Source organism: Arthrobacter sp. 2RAF6, assembly GCF_052115205.1.
Classification (GTDB): domain Bacteria; phylum Actinomycetota; class Actinomycetes; order Actinomycetales; family Micrococcaceae; genus Arthrobacter.
This window is the reverse complement of record NZ_JBFRGF010000005.1, coordinates 64,598-87,138: the sequence shown is the minus strand read 5'-3', so window position 1 is coordinate 87,138 and position 22,541 is coordinate 64,598. Positions and strand designations below refer to the sequence as shown.

Below are 22,541 nucleotides of genomic sequence, written 5' to 3'. Positions count from 1 at the left end.
CCAAGCCAACTGCTCAAATCACAGAAAGAAGTTTCATCGTGGGAGACACCAACGCAACGCAGAGTGTAACCATCAGTGACGTGCCGGCCTACCCGGACGTTCCAACGTATTTGAATGTATTGGGCAGTCTTCACATATGGGAAGGGGATGGGTGGAAGGCCGAATCGCTGTCGTGGAAAAAGGGCGCCTACATCGCTTCTAATCTAAGCGGCCTACCGGAAATAACTTTCAGCGGTCCTAATGCTCAGGAATTCCTTTCCCGGCTGAGTATCAACAACGTTTACAAATGGCCGATCGGAACCTCAAAGCATCTCGTGATGCTGGATGAGAACGGGTTCATCGCCAACCACGCGCTGACTGTCCGGGACAGCGAGGACTCATTCCGCCAGTTCGCATCCATGCCCTGGCCCATGTATAAAGCACCGGATCTGGGCATCGACGTCAATATCAGCCTCAGGAACATTTTCCTGTTCCAAGTCGCCGGGCCCACGTCGCTTCAGGTACTAGAGCAGTTTCTAGGTGACCAGGTGCGGAGCCTCAACTTCTTGGACGTCAAGAAGGTCAAGGTCCCTGGCATCGATGAAACAGTCGAAATTGAGCTGTCCCGGATCGGGATGTCCGGCACCCTTGCCTATGAATTGCGGGGACCCATCGAGCAAGGCCCTGCAGTCTTCGACGCCGTTTACCAAGCGGGCAAGCATTTCGGGCTAAAGCGCCTCGGTTGGCGGACCTACGTCGTCAACCACACGGAAGGCGGGTTTCCCCAGCAAGGGTGCACCTTCCTGCCCGCGGCCTACGCCGACCCCGGATTCATCGCCCACCCCGTCTTTGGTGCCGGGACGCCGGTCTCAAATACGCCGGGAGGTCTGCCGGGCAGCCTCAGCCCGGCTGACATGAGGGCACGGCTGAGGACGCCATATGAGGTGAACTGGGGATGGATGGCGAAGTTCGACCACGACTTCATAGGCCGTGCAGCGCTGGAGACGGAGGCGGCCAATCCCCAGCGCAAAACCGTAGTGCTGAAGTGGAACAAAGAAGACATCCTCGACGTATTCGCCTCCCAGTTCGAGGCCGGGGAAGAATACAAACACTTCGAATTCCCAACCACACCCCAATCCCCGGCTGGTGGACATGCTGACATGGTTACCAAAGACGGTCAGCCGGTTGGAGTCTCATCGCTGGCTGTGTACTCGTACTACTACCGCGAAATGATCTCGCACACGACCCTGGACCTGGACCAGGCACACATCGGCAATGAAGTCATCGTGCACTGGGGTGATCATGGGTCCCGAATCAAATCAATCCGTGCAACAGTCGAGCGGTTCCCGTACCTGGACCTCCCGACGAACAAGGACTACGACATCAGTGCCGTTCCGGCCAACGTACCCGTCCCATAAGTAGACCTTTGTCGCCCGGCCTGCCGGGCGACAAAGCCTCGCGGTTTCCTACGCCCAGAAGTTGAGAGCAGAAGAATGACAACCTTGCCCATAAGTCGTCGGCCCGAGACCAAATCAACGTCCGACGCCACTTTCCTGAAAAAAGAAACGATAGGCCGTCTCCTAATACAGTGTCCAGATCGCCCGGGGATCGTCAGCGCCGTCAGCAGTATCCTCACGGACTTCGGCGCGAACATCATCTCCCTGAACCAGCATTCGACCGATCCCACGGGCGGCGTGTTCTTCCAACGCAGCGAGTTCCACCTTGAGCACTTCAGCGCCAAACGCGCCGAGTTGGAGGAACAGATAAGGGCGAAAATCGAGACTCCCTACGGCGCAGAGTGGCAGCTCACCAGCGCTGCACAACGAAAACGCGTCGCGATTTTCGTGTCCAAGACCGACCATTGCTTACTTGACCTGCTGTGGAAGCAACGAAGCGGTGAACTGCAGATTGACATTGCCATGGTGATTTCAAACCATTCAGATCTTGCAGAGGATGTTCGCTACTTCGGCATTCCCTTCGTTCACGTCCCTTCGAACGCGCAGGACAAAAGCGCTATGGAGAAGACTCAGCTAGAACTGCTGCGCGGAAACGTCGACCTCATTGTGCTCGCCCGGTACATGCAGATCATCTCCGACAAGTTTCTTCAAGATGTCGGCGTCCCAATGATCAACATTCATCATTCGTTCCTCCCTGCCTTTATTGGAGCAGGCCCCTATCAAAAGGCAAAAGACCGAGGAGTGAAGATGATCGGCGCAACCGCCCACTACGTCACGGCCGACCTCGATGAGGGACCTATCATCGAGCAGGACGCTATCCGCGTAGACCATGCAGATTCCGTTCAGGAGCTGATGAGGAAGGGCGCTGACGTGGAACGGCGCGTGCTCACCAGGGCGGTCGCGTGGCACTGCGACGACCGCATTCTCCGGCATGGCAACCATACCGTCGTCTTCTAATCCCGGTAGCCTGCATCCCGCCAGTAACGCTCGTCGAGTTTTTGAGATAGTTTTCGTTGTTATTGGTTAGGCGCCCAGGGGTTTCTGGACGCTGAGATGGTATGCGGTGTGGGCGGTTATTGGTGGTCTGCCGCCGGCCCGGCTGTTGGGTCGGCGGCGGTTGTACCTGCCCTCGATGTAGTCCATCACGGCGGGCCGGGCAGCGAGCCGGGAACCGAAGAGGTGGTGGTAGAACTCGGTTTTGAGGTGGGAGAAGAAGTTCTCCGCGACCGCGTTGATGCTCCTATATTTGTCAACCCGCAACCACGCCGGTCGCCGGCGTGGGTTTGAGCAGGTATAGATCTCGCGGATGACGTAGCGCTTGAGGCAGGCGGATCATGTCGAGTTTGGATTTCCCTTCCGCGGTTCTACCGGTGACGTTAGCGATGGTGGGGTCGTGGCATTTCATCCTCACGATCCCCGTGCGGTAGAAGGCTGCGTTGAGTTGCCGGGTGTCCGCCGCGGTTTAGGCGGTGCCGGCCGGGGGTCATTCCGAAGCGGTGGAGATAGGGCTCATGCCCGCGAGTTTGGCGAAAGCTGCCTCGGAGCTGATGCGCTCGGGGTTGTCTCCTGCCACTATCAGGACCTCGGCCGCTGTGTCGGGTCCGATCCCGTATCAACCGGGAGTTTTCGGCCAAAGCCTTCTGGTGCTCATCCCACGCAACCGGGCCCCGGTCTTCAGGAGGAACAGAGGCGTTTGTCGGCGTTCCCGCTGCCGGTGAAGAGCCCACGGCGTGATCCCCAACACCCGGCTAAATGACGGCCTCAACGAACCAAAGAGCTACGGCGCCAACAGGCGACCACGAGCACATTTTCAGCCCGGGACAGGCGTCCCGCAGGGGACACACAGGCTAAAAGTCCAGGTCACCTCCGAAACAGGGCCAGCGCACGGGCCTCGTAGACGCCCCTTCGGTAGTCAGATAGTGCCGAGGATGTCCGTACGGGAGTATTGAGGCTCCAAGTTCAGGTGTGCGATGGTGGCCGTTCAGCTGCGCACATCCTCGCCGATGGGCGGGGTGTCGCTGGGCTGGCATTAGAAACGGTTGCACCAGTGTGCTTCGATTCAATCAGCTATTTCCAGCGCGCCCACCGGATTTCCAAATTGTCGGCATTATTCTTCCTCGGCAAACCAGGGCTCGGTAGGTCCACTCTCGTGCGCATGCTTCTGGGCCTTTCCAGCCAAGTGGTCCACCCGCTGGTACTCGGGGACCTGAAGGCGGAACATGTTGCTGCCGTCTAAGCGTTGGCGGCAGGTCATCCGGCACGGCCGTGGCGGTGGGCCTCTAAGTGGCGCTTACAGACCCGGCCGCGATCATGCAGGGGAAACTGCAGGATTTTGTGAAGTCACCTCCATCCTCTTCCGCGTGTACTCTGCGACGACAGTTTGGGACGTTTACGACGAACACTCTGTTTGCTCCGACATAAACGCATTTTCCAGGTGAGAACTCGACGATCAATCGCTGCGGTAGGATGCCGAGGCTTTTTCTATTTCCCCTGCATGTTGATCTATCCATTCGATCAGGGACAGCAGCTTGTTTGATAAGCCCCAACCCAGGGGTGTCAGGGAGTACTCGACATGCCTCCGTTCGTCATCAATTACCCTGCGCTCGACTAGCCCGTCCCGCTCCAGAAGCCGGAGGTTCAGCGTCAGCATGCGCTGCGAAATCGGATGCGACGGATCCAACGCTTCGAGTAATTTCCTGATTGTAGAGGGACGGTATGGGCCTGGGCGTGTGATCATGAGAAGCCAATTTCGCCAGTAATTGCCCACGTGATCAATCACGGTCACGATGGGATTGTTACGACTGGAACCGTAATGTTCGAGCTGGGCGCAGAAATATCGGAAGTGTTCTGCTTCCATCGAACTTTTGTGGTCCTCGCCCAAGGAATCCAGTACGGCTCGGACCCTCGACATTGCATTCGTGGCTGCGATTCCTTCCTTCCCAGCTGTTGTTACGTTGCCGCTTAAGGCAGCGGAACCGCGAACGTTTTCCTGACGCGCTGAGCAGTCTAAGTTCCGGACAGGTGTGACAAAGTCAGTAGGCAATACCTGAGCCAAAAGCGTTGGCTGGAAAGCGCCTGGAAACGTTTCGGTATAGTCTTCGATTCTGTCCCAGCCCAAGCGGAGCAAGTACGTGTCAGGGTTGTGGACGTTTCGAAGAAGGCCGGCCTCTTTGCATACGGCTGCCTCCAACAGCAACTCTCTCGTTGCCGTGAAGTCTGCTATGAACTGGTCAGCGGCATCGGGGTCGACTCGAAGTTCGATGTTTTCATAGATCATTACGGGCCTCGTCGTTGAGAAAATTCATCCTGTCAGCTGGGTTAGGCTCGGCAGGGCTCCTCCCAATGGCTATTCAGACGAAAGTCGCCAGATTAAATAGCCCGTCTTCTCGGGGAGATCTGAGGTGAGCGGAATAGCCTACGTGTCTTCCTGTCACCGGGGTTGGAGTTGCGGCAATTCCTATCGGCCAGCCGTACGCCAATTTTCATACGTCATGGCGTGATATCAGTGATCGCCAGGCAGCTCTGCTTCGCGGTTAACGCATGGCCGATGCGTCCTGGCCTTCAAAATGGATGACGCGTGGTGGCGCAATGCAATGAGCGGTCAGGACCCGGGCCACTTCCTTGGCTTGGTAAGTGTCACGGAAAGTCTCGGTGTGGTCTTCTATTCTCTTCCAACCCACCCTAAGAAGATAGGTGTCCGGGCTGTCAATGCTTGGGAGCAGCTCAACGGAGTGGCATCCCCTTGCAGCGAGCAACAAGTGTCGCACCCCGGTGAAGTCGGTCAGAAACTGACCGGCAGTGGTTGGATTGATGTGGAGTTCGGCATGCTCATAGATCATTGGGGCTCTCTCATCGGGTTAGATCCTGGCTGTGCTGGCCGGCTGCGCAATCGGGGGAGGTGCGACCAAGGGTGAGGCCCAAGTTGGGTCTGGCTGCCGCACGTAGCGCCTGCCGCCTAAATTCTTACACATGATGCGTCATGTGCATGGCCCTGCCCAATTTGCCGTCGACTCGGAAAGGACCAGTCGTTGGCGACTTCGCCCGCGCACTGGTAATCGAGGGCAACGAGCGGACCTACACGCTTTCCTCGAGGTACCACCCAGACCACGGGTAGGTCACTAGACGCAGTGATGGGCCGTAGGGATGGAAGGTGACAGCGGCGAGTACTGGTTCTGCGCCATGCTCCGGGTCAGAGCTCGGGCTGACGATTTTGTCAATGAAAGTGCGGATGGTGCCCATTAGGTACTCCTCATTGAGTGGGCGAATTGGGATGTTCCCAGCTTGCGCCCGCCACCCGTATTCCACAAATACCAAGAAGGAGCCTCTCTTATACTCACCGCATATATGAAGAGGGCTGCCGGCCTCAGAAGGGCCGGCCGATGCGGACTCAATCAGCGCGAAGGCCTCTGCTTCACGCTGCCTGGTTCAGGGGCTGCGAAGAGACTGACGGTCCCGGCTGACAACCCACGATGCGATTTGCGTGCGCGAAGTGAACCCGAGTTTTGCCAGGATGTGCTCAACGTGCCCGCCGACCGTGCGGGGGGAGACCACGAGTACTCCGGCTATTTCCTTGTTGCTGCGACCCTCGGCGACGAGTGCCGCGACCTGGGCTTCCCGTTTTGTCAGCCCCGGGCCACCTTGATCGCGGTAAGCGGCTAAGGACTCCATCCTCGCAGTGCCTTGGCCCGTGCGTCCTCGTGCACCCGAAGACCCCTCGACCGCAGGTGAGACGTATGCTGTTCGTGCGGCAGTCAACGCCAAGTCAAGGGCCTGCTCCAGAGAGAGCGCAGGGCGGCCCTTGAGGATGGCCTCAAATCGCGACTCTCCAAGTTCTCTCCGAACCTGGGCGGAAATCTGTTCGAAATCGGTCTCGAGCGGCCCGAATGCGGAGATGGTCGTGCCGATTCCCTTCCACACCGCCTGGGCTGCATGAAAGAGAATGGCTGCAGACTCATAGCGCCTACTGGAGGCAGCCGTCCACGACATTTGCTCGATTGTCAGGGCAATGCAAAGCCCATCCAGAAAATCGCGTTGAATCTCGAGTGCGGCGATCTGTGACTGCCGAGCAGCGTCTAGCTCGCCAAGGTGCCATTGGCAGAGTCCCATGACGGCGTATCCGTATGCGTGACTCCACCGTTCGCCATGCTTGCCGCTTTCCCCTAGCACTTCAAGGCAGGAAGCGAGGGCTTGTTCTGTTCTACCGGCATACATCTGGGCCCAGGCGAGAAGGAACAGTGCAGTAAGTGCAGAGGCCGTATCACCGATTCTGCGATGGACGATAATCGCTGATTGAAAGAGTTCCATGGCGCGCTCGAGGTGGCCCTCTAAGACCTCGCCTAGCGCTTCCCAATGATCCGCATGGGCGGCCAACACCTGGTCACCCAGTTGGTTTGCGATGGCGCGGCACTCAGTGAGATATCGCTGCGCAGGTTTCCTGTCGCCTTGGAGCAGGCATACCCACGCAGCAACCCAAAGTGCCTCGCCCCGTTCTTTGCTGGGCTCGGTTGCCAGCTGGAGCATGCGGTCGAGCCAGCGCCGGCCGTCGCTGAGGTTGCCACCGGCGATCCAGTGATACCTGAGCAGGCCTGCGAGGCGCATGCCTGCAACTTCCTCTCCGGGTGTGGATGCTGACCAGTCCAGGGCAGAAAGAATGTTCGCGTGCTCTCGCCGGGCAGCAGCAAGCCGGATTGCCTGGTCTGGCCCGCACCAGAGCGCCACCGTTTCAGCTGCCCGGGAGAGGTAGTGGTCGCGCTGGCGACGGCGCAGTTCAGATGACTCGCCGATCGCATCAAGCAGTTCAACACCATACTCACGGAAGGTCATCAGCTGACGATACCGCCGCCTCTCACCCAACGCATGGGGTTCTTTCTGATTTTCGACGACGACGAGTGACTTCGCGACCAGATGATCTACCAGGTCGAGGACATCCCCACGGCCGATCTGGCCGAAGCCGCAGACCTCTTCGGCGGCCTCGACATCGAACCCGGCTGGGAATACAGCGATGCGGGCCCACAACAGCTGCTCGTCAGGGCTGCAGAGTTCGTAGCTCCAATCGATGAGCGCCCTGAGGGTCTGCTGCCGGGGTATCGCAGCCCGGCTTCCGCCTGTAAGAACGTCGAAGCGACGGTCGAGCCGCTCAACAAGCTGAATGACGGACACGGAACGCAGCCGGGCTGCCGCCAGTTCGATGGCGAGCGGGATCCCGTCGAGCCGTTGGCACAGCTGGGCGGCCGCGGTCCGGTTGGCCTCGGTAATTTCGAATTCAGGGTCGACGCTGCGCGCCCGGTCCACCAGCAGCCGCACAGACTCGAAGGCTTCGATTGCACCGGCTCCCGTTGCCGATTCGTCGGGCGCGGCGAGTGGTGGCACTTTGTAAACTTGCTCTCCCAAGATGCCCAGAGGCTCCCGGCTTGTTGCCAGCACCTGGAGTTTTGGGGCGTAATCAAGGAGCCTTGCGGCAAGTGCGGACACAGCGTCCAGAAGATGTTCACAGTTGTCCAGAACAAGGAGGACATGGCGCTCCAGGACGTAGTCCGCGATCCTGTCGACGGGGGAACGGTTGGACTGGTCAGGGAGCCTGAGCGCAGCGGCGATCTGGGATCCGACCAGGGAACCGTCCTCGAGGGCTGCGAGCTCGACTATCCAGACGCCGTCGCTAAAGGCCTTCCTCGACCGTGAGGACAGTTCCATCGCCAGCCGCGTTTTGCCTACGCCCCCGGGACCAACCAGCGTCAAAAGCCGGGAACGTGACATGAGCTCACGCGCCTCGGCCACTTCGTGGCGTCGTCCGATAAAGCTCGTCAGATTATGGCCGCCGTAGGAACGGTTGACCAGTGCTTCGGTACCCATGACCCTCCTGTGATGCAGAAAACAATACAGGTAGTCAAAGGGGTCATCTGACCCGTTTTTCTTTGCTACGTGGAGACCAGACTGAACGCAGTCAGAAGCACTTCGGAGCAACTTCGAGAGGAACGACGATGAAACGCAGAGGCATATCGACAACGCCTTGCCAGCGGGAAGTCGGACGTTCGGATGCCGACAACTGCACCGCCATCCGGTTACCCGTTGCGGACCAAGGTTCCGGCGGTCTCCCTGTCCTCTCGGACCGCTGGTCTGCGGAGCAGCTCTGGCCGGACTGCCTTGATTCAGAAGTCAAGGAATTGGCTCCGATCCGTTGTCCGACGTACTGAAGTTCCTAATCCCGACCTCAGTGGACTGGACTCTCGCCATGTCACCCTCACCTAAGAATGAGGCCTGATAAGGGCATGGCAGCCCAGTTCGCTTGGGTGGACTATCCATCAACACATCCCACTATGAAAGAGGCACCATGACAGCGACGTCAATCGCCGAATCGTCAGATATCCATGTTTCCGATGCTGAGTTGGTGGGTCGTGCCACTGATTTGGTGCCACTGATCCGGGAGTTTGCCGGGCAGGGTTCGGAGGCGCGCCGGGTGGCTCCGGAGGTGGTTTCGGCTTTGGAGGAGGCCGGACTTTTTCGGATGCTTGTGCCCAAGCGCTACGGGGGCTTTGGGGCCACGTTGCGTACTGCTGTGGAGGTGACGAAGGAAGTTTCCCGTGGTGATGGTTCCACCGGGTGGGTCACGACGCTGATGATGGTCGGCACCGGTTTCGCCTCGACATTTTCCGAGCAGGCCCAGGAGGAAGTGTTCGGGCAGAATCCGTCGGCCAAGGTGGCGGGTACCTTTAGCCCGGGTAGTAAGAGTGAGCGGGTCGAGGGTGGTTATCTGATCAGTGGCCGGTGGCCGTACTCCTCGGGTTCCTTCGCCGCTGATTGGGCCACCCTGGGTGTCCTGCTCGATGGTGACGATCCCATGGCGCTGGCCCTGGTTCCGGCAGAGGCGTGGACCATTGAGCCAACGTGGTTCGTCGCCGGGATGAAGGGCACTGGCAGCGACACGATCGTGGTGGAGGACCACTTCGTGCCCGAGTACCGGGTGCAGCGCCTGAGCAACATGCTCAGCTCGAATTTCCTCAGCCCGTTCAAGGACGACCGGATGGCGAACGTTGCCTTCAACGCCGTCGCTGCCGCGATCCTGATCGCACCGCAGATCGGCCTGGCCCGGCACGCACTGGAAATCACACTGGCTAAACTCCCCGGGAAGCCGGTGGCCTACACCATGTACGATAACGCGAAGAATTCCCCCACGCATCAGCTCGGAGTCGCGAAGGCGGCCAGCAACCTGCACATCGCGGACTTGCTGCTGAACCGGATGTGCCTGGACATCGACACTGCAGCCGACACCCGCACGCTGCTGGATCTGCAGACCCGGGCCCGGATCCGCAATGACACCGGCGTCATCGCCGAGCTGATCGGGCAGGCAATCGATGCGCTGATGACCGCCAACGGCGCAGGCTCATTCGCCGAGGCCAACGTCCTGAACCAGATCTGGCGGGACTCCGAAATCGCGGCCCGACACGCCTTCGTCACCCCCGAAATCGGCAAAGAAGCCTACGGCCGGGTCCTGATGGGCCTCGAGCCGACCATCAACCTCTAAGGCAGGGCACAGACCATGTCCACAACAACCATCCCCGCAGCACCCGCCGAGGACCCGGCACTGACCTACCGGCGGGTCCTCGGGCACGTCCCCACCAGCGTCGCGGTAGTCACCGCCGGCACCAGGTCCGGGCCCGTCGGGATGACCGTCGGCTCTTTCACCTCAGTCTCACTGGAACCACCGCTGATCGCATTCTTCGTCGATAAAGCATCCAAGACCTGGCCCCGCCTCTACGAAGCCAACTACTTCGGCGTCAACATCCTCGGCCAGGACCAGAGCGCACTCTGCAAAGCATTCTCCCGCCGCGCTCAGGACCGCTTCAACGAAGTCAACTGGACCCCGTCGGACCGCGGCGTACCACTGCTCGATGACGCCATCGTCACCCTCGAATGCACACGCTTCAAAATCGACCTCATCGGCGACCACTATCAAGTCGTCGGACGCGTCGAATCCCTCGAACTCCGCGCCACAGATCCACCCCTGATCTTCCTCCGCGGCAACTTCCTCAACCTGAGCGTCTAGTGACATGGACCGGGTGGACCCTTATACACCTGGAGTATGGATGACCAAATATTCCTGTCCTTGTTGAATGTGCGCAGGGGCGGCCAAGCTGGTAGCGCCATCTGACCCGCTTGGTGAAGGCAGCCAAGCGAACGAGTCTTTCCACCACCACACTTCAGCAGTTGCTAGACGGCTGCTCCATCGATCGAACGCCCCACGGCTGCGCCGAGCGCCGTTCTGATTGAACCTTCGTCCCTACATCCGTATTGAGCTAGGAGAACACATGTCACTCATCGTTGAGCGACCGAATGACCTTGACCGCAAGCGCTTCTATATCGACGGAGCGTGGGTCGAACCCAGCAGTGACCGTACCCAAGACCAGGTTGAGGCCGCCACCGGCGAAGTCATCGGAGTAGCTGCCTTAGGCTCGGAAGCGGACATCGATGCGGCTGTGCGGGCGGCGCGACGTGCCCTCGACGAAGGTCCGTGGGGCCGAACCACTGCGGCTGAGCGTGCGGGTGTGTTGCGCAGGTTCGCAGATGAACTGGACCTGCGCTCCAGCGCCACGTCCGAGCTCGTCAGCCGTGAAAACGGCATGCCGATTGGGCTGTCGCAGATGCTGAACGGTGGAGCCCCGGCCGCGCTGCTGAGAATTTACGCGGATGTTGTTGAGAACCTCGCGCTTGAGGAGGTGCGCCCGAGCCAGGCGGGCTCAACGATTGTTCGTCGTGAGCCGGTCGGTGTCGTCGGTGCCATCGCACCGTGGAACTTCCCACAGGCGCTGGCTATGTTCAAAATCGCACCCGCCCTCGCGGCCGGCTGCACTGTTGTGCTTAAGCCGTCGCCCGAGACCGCGCTGGACTCCTATGTCTTTTCCGATGCGGCCCGGGCCGCCGGCCTGCCGGACGGTGTGCTGAACATTGTCCTGGGGGATCGTGATGCAGGCGCGGCGCTCGTTTCGCACCCGCTGGTGGATAAGATCGCGTTCACCGGATCCACCGAAGCAGGCCGGATTATCGGCGCTGAGTGCGGGCGTCTGATCCGCCGTTGCACCCTTGAGCTGGGCGGGAAGTCCGCGGCGGTCTTCCTCGAGGACGGGAACGTCGATACGCTGCTGGCCGGACTGGACAACGCCTCCTTCCTGAACAACAGCCAGACCTGCACGACACAATCGCGCATTCTGATCGCGCGCTCCCGGTACGCGGAAGTCGTGGACGCGATCGGGGGCTTTGCGGACTCGTACAAGCTCGGGAACCCCCTCGATCCATCAGTCACGATGGGCCCCATGGCCACCAGAACGCACCTTGAACGGGTTCTGGGCTATATCGAGATGGCCAAAACGTCCAACGCCCGACTGATTACCGGTGGCAGTCGCCCGGCCGGCCTTGACCAGGGGTGGTTCGTCCAGCCCACTGTCTTCGCTGATGTTGACAACAGCGATCGTCTTGCCCGCGAGGAAGTCTTCGGCCCTGTCATGGCGCTCATCCCGTTCGACGACGACGAGGACGCGGTACGGATGGCCAACGACAGCAATTATGGGCTTGGGGGATCGGTGTGGAGCGCCGACGAAGACAGGGCGCTGTCGATTGCACGACGCGTACGTACCGGAACGATCGGACTCAACTACTACACACTCGACCTGGGTGCACCATTCGGCGGGTTCAAGGACTCCGGCGTCGGCAGGGAGCTGGGCCCGGAAGGAATCAACGCGTACCTCGAATACAAATCGATCTATGGCTCGGCCAAATACCTTTCGGCCTGAACAGAAGACCAGTAGGAATCAATGACATGCAACCGTGTACGGGTTGCGCCAGAAGGAGTTCGGACTGCATGAATAATTCAGCCCAGATTGTCGCTGCATACTTCGCAGGAGTGAAAGCCGGCGACGCCGACGCAGTGGCAGCGCTGTTCGCACCAGATGCGCAGCTGACCAACGCAGCAGGCACGCTCAACGGTGCCGATGCGATCAGGCGGATGTACGAAAAGGGGCTGGCGCCAGGTGCGATGAAACCGAGTCCCCGCCCGCCGGTGGTGGACGGAGATCATGTGGCCGTGGAAATAGACCTGGACGCAAACGGGGTATCCCTCAAACTGGGTGACTTCTTCACCATCAAGGATGGGAAGATCCAAAACCTCGCCATCTACAGCCTCACCCCCACTGATGCCGGTCTGTTCAACAAGGTGGGAGTAGATCCCGGCCCGTAATTGGCTGGCAACCATCTCCTGACGGCCATGATCAGGTTTGCCGGGCACAGCAAACAGTTTCAACAATTGATAAGGAGAACACATGAAGGTGGCAATTTTCGGCCCCAATCGCCGGGTCGGCGTCATACGGAACGACAAGGTAGTCGATGCCAACGGCGCCTACGCTAAATACCTGGCGGAAACGACGGAGGTAGCCCGACCTCAAGCACAAGCCGACGCTGACGTTCCGTCGGAGCTTGGTGCTTTCATCGCAGAGGGAAAACGGTCCCTCCAAGGAGCCCAGGCCGCCGTCGACTATCTCTGGACCAAGGCGCAGGACGATCGCGGGATCCTCGGCGAGCAACTCTTCTTCGGGCTAGGCGAGACGGAGCTTCACGCTCCGGTGGCCGGAGGATCGCGCATCTTCTGCGCGCTGGCAAACTTCTTCGATCACATGGAAGCCGCCAGCAAGAATAGTTCACGCGAAGACACTGCCAGTGTCCTTGACCGGCTGGTCCAGGGTGGCCCGAAATACTTCCTGAAAGATCACCGGGCGGTATCCGCTGACGGACAACCAGTACGCTACCCTGCCCGAACCCAACGCCTGGACTACGAGGCCGAAGTCGCCATCGTGATCGGCAAACGCGGACGCGATATTGGCAGGGAGGACGCGCTCCCATACATCTGGGGGTACACCCTGCACAATGATTGGTCCGTCAGGGACAACGTGTCCTTTGGTCCGGACTTCATGCACTCGAAGAACTTCGACACCTCAGCCACCATCGGTCCCTGGATCGTGGTAAACGAGGGGCTCGACCCCCAAGACATCCCCATCGAGTGCCGCGTGAACGGCGAGGTCCGTCAGAGCGGCAACACTAAATCGATGGTGCATGACTTCTCCGCTTTCATTCACCATTTGTCGGCGGACACGACCCTGTACCCCGGCGATCTGATCAGCAGCGGAACACCAAAGGGAACCGCCATTGATTCCAGCCAGCAACAGCCGGACGGATCCCATCCGGACACGCTTTTCGCCAAGCCAGGCGATGTGGTCGAAGTCTCCTCGAGCCTCATCGGCACACTCCGGAACGAAGTCGTCAAGGCGAGCAACTGAGACTTCGGACCAGGCAGCAGCTACGAGCCCGATATGTCAGCTCGGAAACCAAGCAGACAGGAAGAAAATCATGACCCAGCAGCAGCATAATGTGGGCGGTGTTCTCTACGACCGCCCCTTCAAGATCCGCCGGCTCAATCATTTCGGCATCAGCGTGGAGGATACCGGCGCCTCGCTGGCCTACTACCGGGACCTCCTCGGGTTCCAGGTGGCGGACGCGCTAGACCTTCATAAGTACGACCCTGGCGTGTGGCTCGACGGCCTGGCCGACGCGCACATCTATTTCCTCCGCCATAACAGCGATCACCACACCTTTGTCCTGATGCCCCGTTCATGGGTTGAGCACATGGACTCGCCGGCCCGTGGCGATCTCACGATCAACCAGATCACCTGGCAGGTCGGCAGCCTGCGTGAAGTGATCGAGGCCCGGCTATGGCTGGAGTCCAAGGGTAACAAAATTGAACGATATGGACGTGACCCCGGATCCAACTGGCACACGTACTTTCCAGATCCCACAGGGCACACCAACGAACTGGAATACGGCATCGAGCAAATTGGCTGGGACGGTCTCAGCAAGCCCGAGGTCTTGTGGCCCTGGGCAAATGAGCACCCCTCGCTGCCCACTAGCTCGGAGGGAAGCGAACTCGCCGCCGCTGAGGCTGACGGAGTAGACCTCGCTACCGGATACCGCTGGGTAGACGAGCTGCCAAAGACGTTCGACGTCGGGGGCGTGCTCCTGTCCCGCCCGTTCAAGCCCGTGCGCATCGGACCGGTGAGCATCTTCGTCGAGGATGTCGCCGCCGCAGAGCAGTTCTACACCGAGCGGCTCGGCCTCGTGAAGAGCGAGGAAACCATGGTCGACGGTCACCGCGCCGTATTCCTCAGGGCAAACACGGAACACCACAGCCTTGGCCTCTTCCCGATGGAACTCCGCAAGGTCCTGGGAGTCAGCGAACACACCACCTTGCTTTCCTTCGGCATCCAACTCGGCTCGTACGAACAACTACGAGCAGCCCGGAGCTTCCTCGAAGAGCGCGGGGTGAAGCTCCTGGACCTCCCGCAGGAGATCCACCCCGGCGTGGATTACGTCATCCACGCCGTTGACCCTGACGGGCACGTCATGCAGTTGTACTACTACATGGAGCAGGTGGGCTGGGATGGATCCACGAGGCCAGCCGCCCAGCGGCGGGCAGTGGACCCCGACGTCTGGCCCCAAACACTGACCCCCCTCTCCGACACATATGGAGGAGAAACATTCTGGGGACCACTCGGCTGACACCGAGCAAACTTCTTCACGACAGTTTCTGGCAGAGTCGCCAGGAAAAAACACTAGAAAGGAGGCCCTGAATTGGGCCGTATCATCATCAGTGGGGCATCGGGGGATCTCGGACGCAGGGTCACGGAACTGCTCCTGGCAGCTGACCCACTTACCGAACTAACCCTCGTATCGCGTACCCCCGAAAAGCTCTATAAACACAACGCCCCGGGAATCCGTGTCATGCGCGGCGACTACCAGGAACCCGAATCCCTCAATGCTGCCTACAGTGGCGGGGATGTACTCTTCCTCATCAGCGGACTCAATCTCGGACGTCGTGTCTCAGAGACTCGAAACGCCATCGCCGCGGCCAAACATGCCGGCGTCCGCCATATCGTGTACACATCAGTCGGGGGCGTACAGCCTAACAACCCTGCTCTTTCGGCGAAGGACCACTACCAGAGCGAACTCGACCTGAGAGGTTCAGGCCTCGATTACACGTTCCTGCGCAATGCGCTCTACTCGGAAATCATCAGCAACATCCTCGTTGCACCTGCCACAGCAAGCGGAGTAATGGCTCAGGCAAGCGGCGACGGGCGTCTGGCGCCGGCTGCTAAAGCCGACGTGGCCCGAAGCGCAGCCACTGTATTGCTTGAAGCTGACAAGCACGTTGGAGCGGTGTATGAGATCACCGGACCCGAGCTGTTGACCTTCAACGAAATCGCGCACATGGGTTCTGAGGTGCACGGAGCTCCCATCAAATACATGCCGATCTCGGCTGACGAGCGTCTCGCGTTTTTTGACTCCATTGGCATCCCACGAACCTACGACCCCAGCATGCCGCCCAGCGCGGACGGGCACATGTGGGCCAGCGACGAACTGGTCACGGCCGAAGTCGCAATCGCTGAGGGATACCAGACGGTTCTTTCAGGGCACGTAAAGATGATCACGGGACGCGATCCCGAACGGCTCCGGTCAGTGATGGAAAGCGTCAAGTCGGTGCCCTATGACCAGATACCCCTAGAGGTCTCGTAGCAGCCCATTTCTGCATCCATATAGCGAGAAGAAGGCTTCGCTCCAGGTCTTGGAGCGAAGCCTTCTCTATTCCCCACTAAATATTCGTGGGCCATCAGGGAAAAGTCACGGAAGGAGTCGATGGCGTTGCAGCACTGCCCAAAGTGGGACCGTTTGATTGGAGTTTTGGTCCAAATCCGCTGCGGGAACCGAGTGGTCAGGACCGGAATCGTTGACGACGCGATGCCGGACTCGTCATCTTTGGTTGGCAGCCGAGGGCATCCACGCGCGCAGTATGTACGTGGCGGCCGAAAACCACACATTGCCCTTCGGGCAAGAGCTTCAGCAAAAACTGGCTCAAAACTGCGCGTGAACTCGCCGCGCCTTGAGTCACTCCCGCCACACTGGCCACATGAAACCTACAGCGCCAGCGCGCATCGTCTGGATCCTGCTCGCGGCCCTGATGAACCACAGGAGCTGACGGGGGAGAACACCTACCGTATGACTTCTGCCCGTCTCTACGGGCCCGAGGGCTAGGAGACTGGTGAATTAGCGCGTCTCTGGCGTCGCTGTCCGGTTCCTTGGCTGGGCGGGTGCGAGTGCCTTTCGTTGTACGGGGTGCTGCGGCTTTCTGAGCGGGGCAGCGGACGTCCGGATTGGTGCTGGTGAGGGGCTCCATGAGGAATGCTGGCATCGTGGGTGGTAGCCGGTCCTTCAGGCCAGGATCCAGCTTCCGTTGCTCTCGCGGAGCCCCAGGTTGAGGAGTCTGCGCAGGTTTCGTCCCGCCATCCGCCGGCGCAGCCAGGCGTTGTTCCGTGTGATACCGCGGTGGGGAACGCGGCGGTTGCCAGGCGACGGACCGCTCAACCATGGGCCGGTGCGTGCGGTAAGCGTCCTGGAACGCCGGATCCGCGGCGCGTTGACGGTGTTCACGCTGCAACGCGTCGTGCTCGTGGAGAACGAGCTTGCGTCCCCGCGGGGAGGTGGTGCACCGGTCCCGGAAAGGACAGCCCGTGAAGGCGGCGCCGAACGTGACCCGTCGTTTGGCGGTGATGGCGCGGGTGATGTTGTGCGGACAGGTCACGGTGAACCGTAGGCCGAATCTGCCAGGACGTCCAAGCTGGTGCCCGCGATCGTGGAATCCATGAAGATCAGCAGGGCACCGACGGCCGCGTCACTGTTCTCCGGTCCGGAGGCCTTGGTCAGCTCAGCGGCGGTGATCAGCCCGGTATCGGGCTCGATGACCATATGGGCCTTGAATCCGTCCTGCTGCCGGGACTGGGTCTTATGCGCGTGACGGGTATCCGGGTCCACGGTGGAGATCATCCGGTCCGGGGGGACCTTGCCGGCGATAGGCCACCGACCGTTGGGTCCCGTCCGAATCCTCGGCCGGTTCCACCTTCTACCCGATGGGACGACCAGGATGCCAGGACAGGCTTGTTTCGGCGCGCTCGTCACTGACGCGTGGCGGCTGGCGGCGCTAGATCCCAAGCCCTGACCGGCAAGGCCCAAGGCCTGGGGATCCACAGCCGCGCGCTCGGCCACCGGCTTCATCGACTTACGCCACCCGTCCCATCAGCCCCTGTAGATACCGCGGGCCCTTCGCCCGCTCGTCCTTATGACCCAACACGCGGAAACCTCACGTAGTCTTCCAACTCGACCCGCAGCCCTATCTCTTCTGTACGCACGAAACGAAACTATCAGGCCAGAAACGGACCAAAAGCCTCATCACCGAAAAACCTCGCAAATACTATTCGGCAATTCGCTTGCCTATTCTGGTAATGCTGATTTCTACCTTCGCTGAACCCTCATCGCAAGGGGAACCCGCTGTCCAAGGTCCCCGCGAACGATCAACCACCGCCATTGAGAAGCGCGAGGAGAATACATCACGATGCACGACATCCCCCGCCCAAACGATCGCTGCAAGTCCATGAACTCCCCGTAATTGTGGTTCCTAGCAGCCGTTGCTGGCGTGTAGCCAGAACTTCTTCCAGCGCTTGAGGATTTCAATGGGAACAAAAAAGTGCCTAATTGTGGGCTGTTCGTGCCACGAGTAAAGTCTGAGGCATTCAGATCATACTCAATGAAGAGGTGCAATTAATGCCTGGAAAGCTTGATTTAGATCCCCTATTCTCGCCGTTGCACATAAACGGGAAAACGATCCGGAATCGTTTCGTATTGCCGGCGATGCAACGGAAAACGCGCGATTATGCGCCGACGTCTGGCATGGCTGATACCCTGAAAAACTGTGCTGAGGATGGCGCGGGATTAATAATTGCCGAAGGGGCCGCACCAGATCATCCTGCTGCGTACTGGCAGCCGGTGTTCGGCATCATCGGCAACGAGACCGTGGAGGGTTGGCGGCGCGTCGCTAAGGCCGTAACGCAGACTGGCGCCGTTTTCCTCATGCAACTGTGGCATCCGGGTGCGTTGCGCCTAGTCGCTGACGGAATCCCGAACCCATTTCCAAACTATCCGTCGCTAAGCCCGTCGGGCCTAGTCCAGGAGGGCCGCACAAACGGCTTGGGCATGACCAGGCAGGATCTGGCGGACACCAAGGCAGCGTACGTTCGGAGCGCCATCATCGCCCAGGAGGTGGGTGCGGACGGGATTGAAGTCCATGGCGCGCACGGCTACCTCTTGGACCTCTTTCTTTGGCACGAAACGAATCAGCGCGATGATGAATATGGCGGGAAGACCCTGGGAGAGCGAGCCCGCTTCCCTGAGGAGATCGTGTCTGCGATCCGTGAGGCAACGGGACCAGACTTCATTATTTCCTTCCGGTTCTCACAGTGGAAGGAAGTGGACTATGGGGCCAGGATTGCGGATCATCCAGATGACCTTCGACCACTCATCCAGCGTCTTGAGCGCGCTGGCGTGAACCTGTTCCACGTATCCACACGCCGTTTTGATGCACCTGCATGGCCAGAATTGGACCCCCAGCGTAGCTTGGCGTCGTGGGTGAAGACGATGACTGATCTGCCTGTCATCGCCATCGGCAGTGTCGGCCTGAGTACTGACCTGGCCCAGGACATCTTTGACGATCAAGAACCGGAACTTCAGGTCGAACAGGACCTTAGTCGCGTTCGTGCAGGACTGAACGCCGGTGACTTTGACTTGATCGGGGTAGGCAGGGCGCAGATCGCGAACAATGACTTCGTCGATCGCGTTCGTAAAAACCAGTTGTCCGACCTTCGAAACTTTCGTAAGTACATCGATCTTAGCGAAGCTTACGAATCCTACGTGCACGAAGGTCAGCTTGTGGACCAGTCGAGAAAGACCGGCTAGCAGAACGCCGCCGTGACGGCGAGAATCGTCACGGCTTATGGCGGCCGGAGAACGCCCGTTCCTGTGATCGACAGCCTCGAACCCTCATTTGGCTGCATTGTTCCGCCGAGCGGCTTACGGCCATCCGATGGAGATGTCGGTCACCGATAACTGAACTTCCGAAGCTGTTATCTTCTTCGTGGATGTCCAGAACGACCTCTATAGACCCGGGAACGATATCGTCCCACCTGTCACTGGTCCGGCCGGTCCTGGAATCTGAGCAGGATTCCTTTCTTTGTATGCGACCGCCGCCGGATCAGTTTCGTCTGTTCGCTGGCCAGTTTGCGGTCCACAATTTCCTGGCTCATCGGCATCAGCAAATTGGTTTGTCACCCCTGATCACAAGCTCCCGGTCGCGGAGCAGCGACGCCGAGCACCAGCCAGTTTGGGCGGAGGCCAGGTCCGTGGAACGGCGTTCTGCCGGGCGTGGGTCTGACGATCTTCAGGACCAGGGAATCCTGCGGGCGGACTTGGTCCAAGCCAAGGTGTTCGCTCTTAGGTCAGGGCCGGAATTGAACATATGCAGCATCTCGTGCCCAGGGCCGGATTATCGGCAGAAACAAAGGATCCTAATGTGAAAATATCGACCACAAGCCCTACGACAATTCAAGAGCAACCGAAGCTCGACGGCTGGCGCGCAGCGGGACTAATCTCTACGCTGATCGTCGCCACGGTGACCTTCCAGCTCACCGCCAGCATGGTCACCCCGGCGCTTCCTCAGATGGCTGCCGCCTTCGGTGAGGGCCCCGCCGGTGCAGCCCCCCTTCAATCAATGTTTTTCCTCGCCGCCGCCATCGCTGTACCCGTCATCGGACGTTGGAGTGACTTCATTGGCCGCCGCGCTGCCATGCTCATAGCCCTCACGATCGTGGTCGCAGGCACTGTTCTTTGCATCCTGACTCCGACGCTGCCACTCCTCATCGTGGGGAGAATCCTGCAGGGAGCAGGCGGCGCCATGTTCACTCTTGCCTACATCGTCCTCAACGAAAACCTGCACGCCCGGGTCTTTGGGGTATCGCTGGGCGTTGTCGCCGCCATCAGCGGTGGCGTCGGCGGCCTTGACGGCTTCATCGGCGGTCTCATGACCGAAAGGCTGGGCTTCAGATCCATTTTTGTTGTAGTGCTGGCCGTGGCAGTAATTGCCGCCGTGTGCATTGTCAAAGTAGTCCCGAAGGGCCGACCTCAAGGCGTGCGGGGCAGCATGGACTGGTGGGGCGCCGGCTCACTGTCCGTGTTCCTGATATTCCTGACCTATTTCGTCTCTGAAGGTTCCTCCGCCGGTCGGACCGCTCCGATCGCACTGGCTCTTCTCGCCGGGACAGTAGTGTCGTTCGCCGTCTTCTGGGCTATCGAAAGGAGGCGCAGCCACCCACTCATCGCCATTCGCTACCTGCGTTCTCGTCAATTCTGGCCTGTTATTGCCACCAGTATGCTGGCCCTCGCTGGCATGTTCGCCATGCTTAACTTCACCGTGGTGGTTCTCAGCCAGGACGTCCAGAATGGCTTCGGGCTAAGCCCCTCCCTTTCAGCATTGTTGTTCCTGGCCCCGCCCGCTTTGCTGGGTGTCTGCACTGCCCCACTGGCTGGTTGGATCGCCGACCGCCGCGGATGGCTCTTGACCTTGCGGCTAGGGGGCGGCTTCAGCCTGGCCTCTGGCATCGTGGCAGCCGCCTTCTCCGACAATCTCCTTGTGGTCGTACTCGCCGTGGCTGCCCTCGGTATTTCCTATACCGGCTTTCTCTTTACCAGTATTAACGGACTTTCCGTCGTGCTTTCCCCCAAGGATGCCCCCGCTGCCCTGCCCGGCCTTACCGGTGCCAGTTTGGGCACCGGCGCCGGTCTCGGGGTCGTCCTCGTGCAGCCCTTGACAGCCCAAGCGGCTTCCCTCGGCTATTCCCCGGCCTTGTGGGTTTCAGTCGGCATCACAGCGGCCGCCTTCCTCGTTAGCTTTTTCGTAGCGGCACCCAACCGCGAAAAGGCCTGAAACTCGACTGCCATGCGGTAAGTCGATCCGAGAATAACAGGGAGTCTGATAGTGGCCAGCCACGGCTGGTGCCGATAGCATACGTAACTTCGGAGAATTCTGGCCGCAACCACGGGCGCCTTCCATCGGACCCGCTCCGGAATTTGGTATGCGAGCCTGTCTCCGCTGCTCATGGCTGAACTAGGAGCTTGGGTTGTGGGTGTTGGTACCCGTCGCAGGTCTTCCCGGTCCCGTCCCTCGTGGTGGAGGGATGGTGGGGTTCTGGTTAGGCGATTTGGAGGGAGCGGATGGAGTTACCGAACCGCATCCGGTCGATGGCGGTGACGGCCGTGGTGGGATCGTTGGCTGCACCCAGGGTCAGCAGCAGCGGGACGAAGTGGTCCGCGGTGGGGTGGGCGACGGCCGAGCCGGGGCCTCTGGTTTGGTAGTCGGTGAGCGCGTCGATGTCACCAGTATTCACGGCGTTTAGGGCCCATTCATCGAAGGCTTTGGTGTGGCCAACGAGTTGGGGTTGGCGGTAGGCGGCGAAGCTGTGGGTCATGAACCCGGATCCGATGATCAGCACGCCTTCTTCACGGAGCTGCTTGAGGCGCTGGCCGAGCTTCAACAGCGTTTCAGGATCCAGGCTGGGCATGCTTAGCTGCACGACCGGGACGTCCGCTGCCGGGTACATGGCCATCAGCGGGATAAACGCGCCGTGGTCCAGGCCCCGGTTGGCGTAGTGGTGGATGGTCGTCGTATCGGACAGGGTTCCGGCGATCCGGTTGGCCAGGGCGGTCGCGTCAGGGGTTGCGTACTTGAGGGTGTAGTAGTGGGGGTGGAACCCGCCGAAGTCATAGTACAGGGGTGTGCCGGCGGTGATGCCGGTGATTGCCAGTGGTGCGTTTTCCCAGTGCGCGGAGACCACCACGATGGCCCGGGGTTTGGGCATGGTCTGGGACCAAGTGAACAGGTCGTTGAGCCATTCCGGGTCGTCCAGGGTGGGCGGCGCGCCGTGGCTGACGAACAGAGATGGCAGCGGGCCGTCCTCGGGCTGCCATGCCGTTTGGGCCTTGGCCTGGGGCAGGACACGGGCGTAGAGATCGTCATAAGCCCCGGCAGGGCGGGCTGGGTTGAAGGGGTCGGTGGTGCTGGTCATGACGGGGGGTCTCCCTTTCAAGGTTCCGCTGCCGGGAATGGCCGGTAGTGCTGGTGAGTGGGCGGTTGTT

At 60.1% G+C, this 22,541-nt stretch carries 20 protein-coding genes and 1 pseudogene; 12 read left to right on the top strand and 9 right to left on the bottom strand.

Translation table 11 applies throughout. The features are described 5' to 3' along the window. The first annotated feature begins 38 nt into the window (after positions 1-38). Entirely contained in the window at positions 39-1,397 is a 1,359-nt protein-coding gene (locus tag AB4Z38_RS05510; protein WP_441428789.1) for a hypothetical protein, read from the top strand. A gap of 75 nt (positions 1,398-1,472) precedes the next feature. Then, complete coding sequence (purU, locus tag AB4Z38_RS05505; RefSeq protein ID WP_441428788.1) at positions 1,473-2,393, top strand: formyltetrahydrofolate deformylase; 921 nt, start codon at positions 1,473-1,475, stop codon at positions 2,391-2,393. Positions 2,394-2,459: 66 nt separating this feature from the next. Here the strand turns inward: purU and AB4Z38_RS05500 are convergent, their stop codons facing one another. Together AB4Z38_RS05500 and AB4Z38_RS05495 are read right to left on the bottom strand one after the other, a co-directional pair. Next, entirely contained in the window at positions 2,460-2,696 is a 237-nt protein-coding gene (locus tag AB4Z38_RS05500; protein ID WP_441428787.1) for an IS3 family transposase, read from the bottom strand. Positions 2,697-2,919: 223 nt separating this feature from the next. Continuing rightward, the gene (locus AB4Z38_RS05495; protein WP_441428925.1) at positions 2,920-3,042 is read right to left on the bottom strand and encodes a transposase; all 123 of its coding nucleotides are present in this window, start codon (positions 3,040-3,042) and stop codon (positions 2,920-2,922) included. A 441-nt stretch (positions 3,043-3,483) separates the two neighbouring features. On the opposite strand from AB4Z38_RS05495, the gene AB4Z38_RS05490 reads away from it, so the two are divergent. Continuing rightward, positions 3,484-3,672, top strand: a complete 189-nt coding sequence (locus AB4Z38_RS05490; protein ID WP_441428786.1) for a hypothetical protein — start codon at positions 3,484-3,486, stop codon at positions 3,670-3,672. Positions 3,673-3,885: 213 nt separating this feature from the next. Here AB4Z38_RS05490 and AB4Z38_RS05485 read toward each other — a convergent pair whose 3' ends face one another. The 4 genes from AB4Z38_RS05485 to AB4Z38_RS05470 form a co-directional block, all read right to left on the bottom strand. Then, positions 3,886-4,713, bottom strand: a complete 828-nt coding sequence (locus AB4Z38_RS05485; RefSeq protein ID WP_441428785.1) for a winged helix-turn-helix transcriptional regulator — start codon at positions 4,711-4,713, stop codon at positions 3,886-3,888. A 256-nt stretch (positions 4,714-4,969) separates the two neighbouring features. Next, entirely contained in the window at positions 4,970-5,275 is a 306-nt protein-coding gene (locus AB4Z38_RS05480; protein ID WP_441428784.1) for an antibiotic biosynthesis monooxygenase family protein, read from the bottom strand. Between the two features lie 235 nt (positions 5,276-5,510). Then, complete coding sequence (locus tag AB4Z38_RS05475) at positions 5,511-5,675, bottom strand: hypothetical protein (RefSeq protein WP_441428783.1); 165 nt, start codon at positions 5,673-5,675, stop codon at positions 5,511-5,513. Positions 5,676-5,861: 186 nt separating this feature from the next. Beyond that, positions 5,862-8,285 (bottom strand): LuxR C-terminal-related transcriptional regulator, encoded by a 2,424-nt coding sequence (locus tag AB4Z38_RS05470; RefSeq protein ID WP_441428782.1) that lies wholly within the window; start codon positions 8,283-8,285, stop codon positions 5,862-5,864. Between the two features lie 478 nt (positions 8,286-8,763). Here AB4Z38_RS05470 and AB4Z38_RS05465 point away from each other — a divergent pair, with 478 nt between their 5' ends. The 7 genes from AB4Z38_RS05465 to AB4Z38_RS05435 all read left to right on the top strand — a co-directional run bounded on the left by AB4Z38_RS05465 (position 8,764) and on the right by AB4Z38_RS05435 (position 16,043). Further along, a complete protein-coding gene (locus AB4Z38_RS05465; RefSeq protein WP_441428781.1) occupies positions 8,764-9,954 on the top strand; it encodes an acyl-CoA dehydrogenase family protein in 1,191 nt (396 codons plus the stop codon). A 15-nt stretch (positions 9,955-9,969) separates the two neighbouring features. Beyond that, complete coding sequence (locus AB4Z38_RS05460; protein WP_441428780.1) at positions 9,970-10,476, top strand: flavin reductase family protein; 507 nt, start codon at positions 9,970-9,972, stop codon at positions 10,474-10,476. Between the two features lie 262 nt (positions 10,477-10,738). Then, positions 10,739-12,217: an aldehyde dehydrogenase gene (locus AB4Z38_RS05455; protein ID WP_441428779.1), complete on the top strand. Its 1,479-nt coding sequence runs from the start codon at positions 10,739-10,741 to the stop codon at positions 12,215-12,217. Positions 12,218-12,285: 68 nt separating this feature from the next. After that, positions 12,286-12,660 carry a nuclear transport factor 2 family protein gene (locus AB4Z38_RS05450; protein ID WP_441428778.1) on the top strand — a complete coding sequence of 125 codons (375 nt, stop codon included), beginning with the start codon at positions 12,286-12,288 and terminating at the stop codon, positions 12,658-12,660. A gap of 82 nt (positions 12,661-12,742) precedes the next feature. Next, on the top strand, positions 12,743-13,753 hold the full coding sequence (locus AB4Z38_RS05445) for a fumarylacetoacetate hydrolase family protein (protein ID WP_441428777.1): 1,011 nt from the start codon (positions 12,743-12,745) through the stop codon (positions 13,751-13,753). Between the two features lie 70 nt (positions 13,754-13,823). After that, positions 13,824-15,029, top strand: coding sequence for a VOC family protein (locus AB4Z38_RS05440; RefSeq protein ID WP_441428776.1), 1,206 nt, complete (start codon positions 13,824-13,826; stop codon positions 15,027-15,029). A gap of 72 nt (positions 15,030-15,101) precedes the next feature. Beyond that, entirely contained in the window at positions 15,102-16,043 is a 942-nt protein-coding gene (locus tag AB4Z38_RS05435) for an SDR family oxidoreductase (protein ID WP_441428775.1), read from the top strand. Between the two features lie 196 nt (positions 16,044-16,239). Here the strand turns inward: AB4Z38_RS05435 and AB4Z38_RS05430 are convergent, their stop codons facing one another. Together AB4Z38_RS05430 and AB4Z38_RS05425 are read right to left on the bottom strand one after the other, a co-directional pair. Further along, positions 16,240-17,106, bottom strand: a complete 867-nt coding sequence (locus AB4Z38_RS05430) for a transposase (RefSeq protein WP_441428774.1) — start codon at positions 17,104-17,106, stop codon at positions 16,240-16,242. Between the two features lie 2 nt (positions 17,107-17,108). Next, positions 17,109-17,421: pseudogene (locus AB4Z38_RS05425) on the bottom strand (transposase); the annotation flags it as partial. 701 nt (positions 17,422-18,122) lie between these two features. Here AB4Z38_RS05425 and AB4Z38_RS05420 point away from each other — a divergent pair. Together AB4Z38_RS05420 and AB4Z38_RS05415 are read left to right on the top strand one after the other, a co-directional pair. Next, positions 18,123-19,310 (top strand): oxidoreductase, encoded by a 1,188-nt coding sequence (locus AB4Z38_RS05420; RefSeq protein ID WP_441428773.1) that lies wholly within the window; start codon positions 18,123-18,125, stop codon positions 19,308-19,310. A 613-nt stretch (positions 19,311-19,923) separates the two neighbouring features. Next, positions 19,924-21,333 (top strand): MFS transporter, encoded by a 1,410-nt coding sequence (locus AB4Z38_RS05415; RefSeq protein ID WP_441428772.1) that lies wholly within the window; start codon positions 19,924-19,926, stop codon positions 21,331-21,333. 265 nt (positions 21,334-21,598) lie between these two features. On the opposite strand, the gene AB4Z38_RS05410 is transcribed toward AB4Z38_RS05415, so the two are convergent. Further along, on the bottom strand, positions 21,599-22,471 hold the full coding sequence (locus AB4Z38_RS05410) for a DODA-type extradiol aromatic ring-opening family dioxygenase (protein WP_441428771.1): 873 nt from the start codon (positions 22,469-22,471) through the stop codon (positions 21,599-21,601). Between the last annotated feature and the right edge of the window lie 70 nt (positions 22,472-22,541).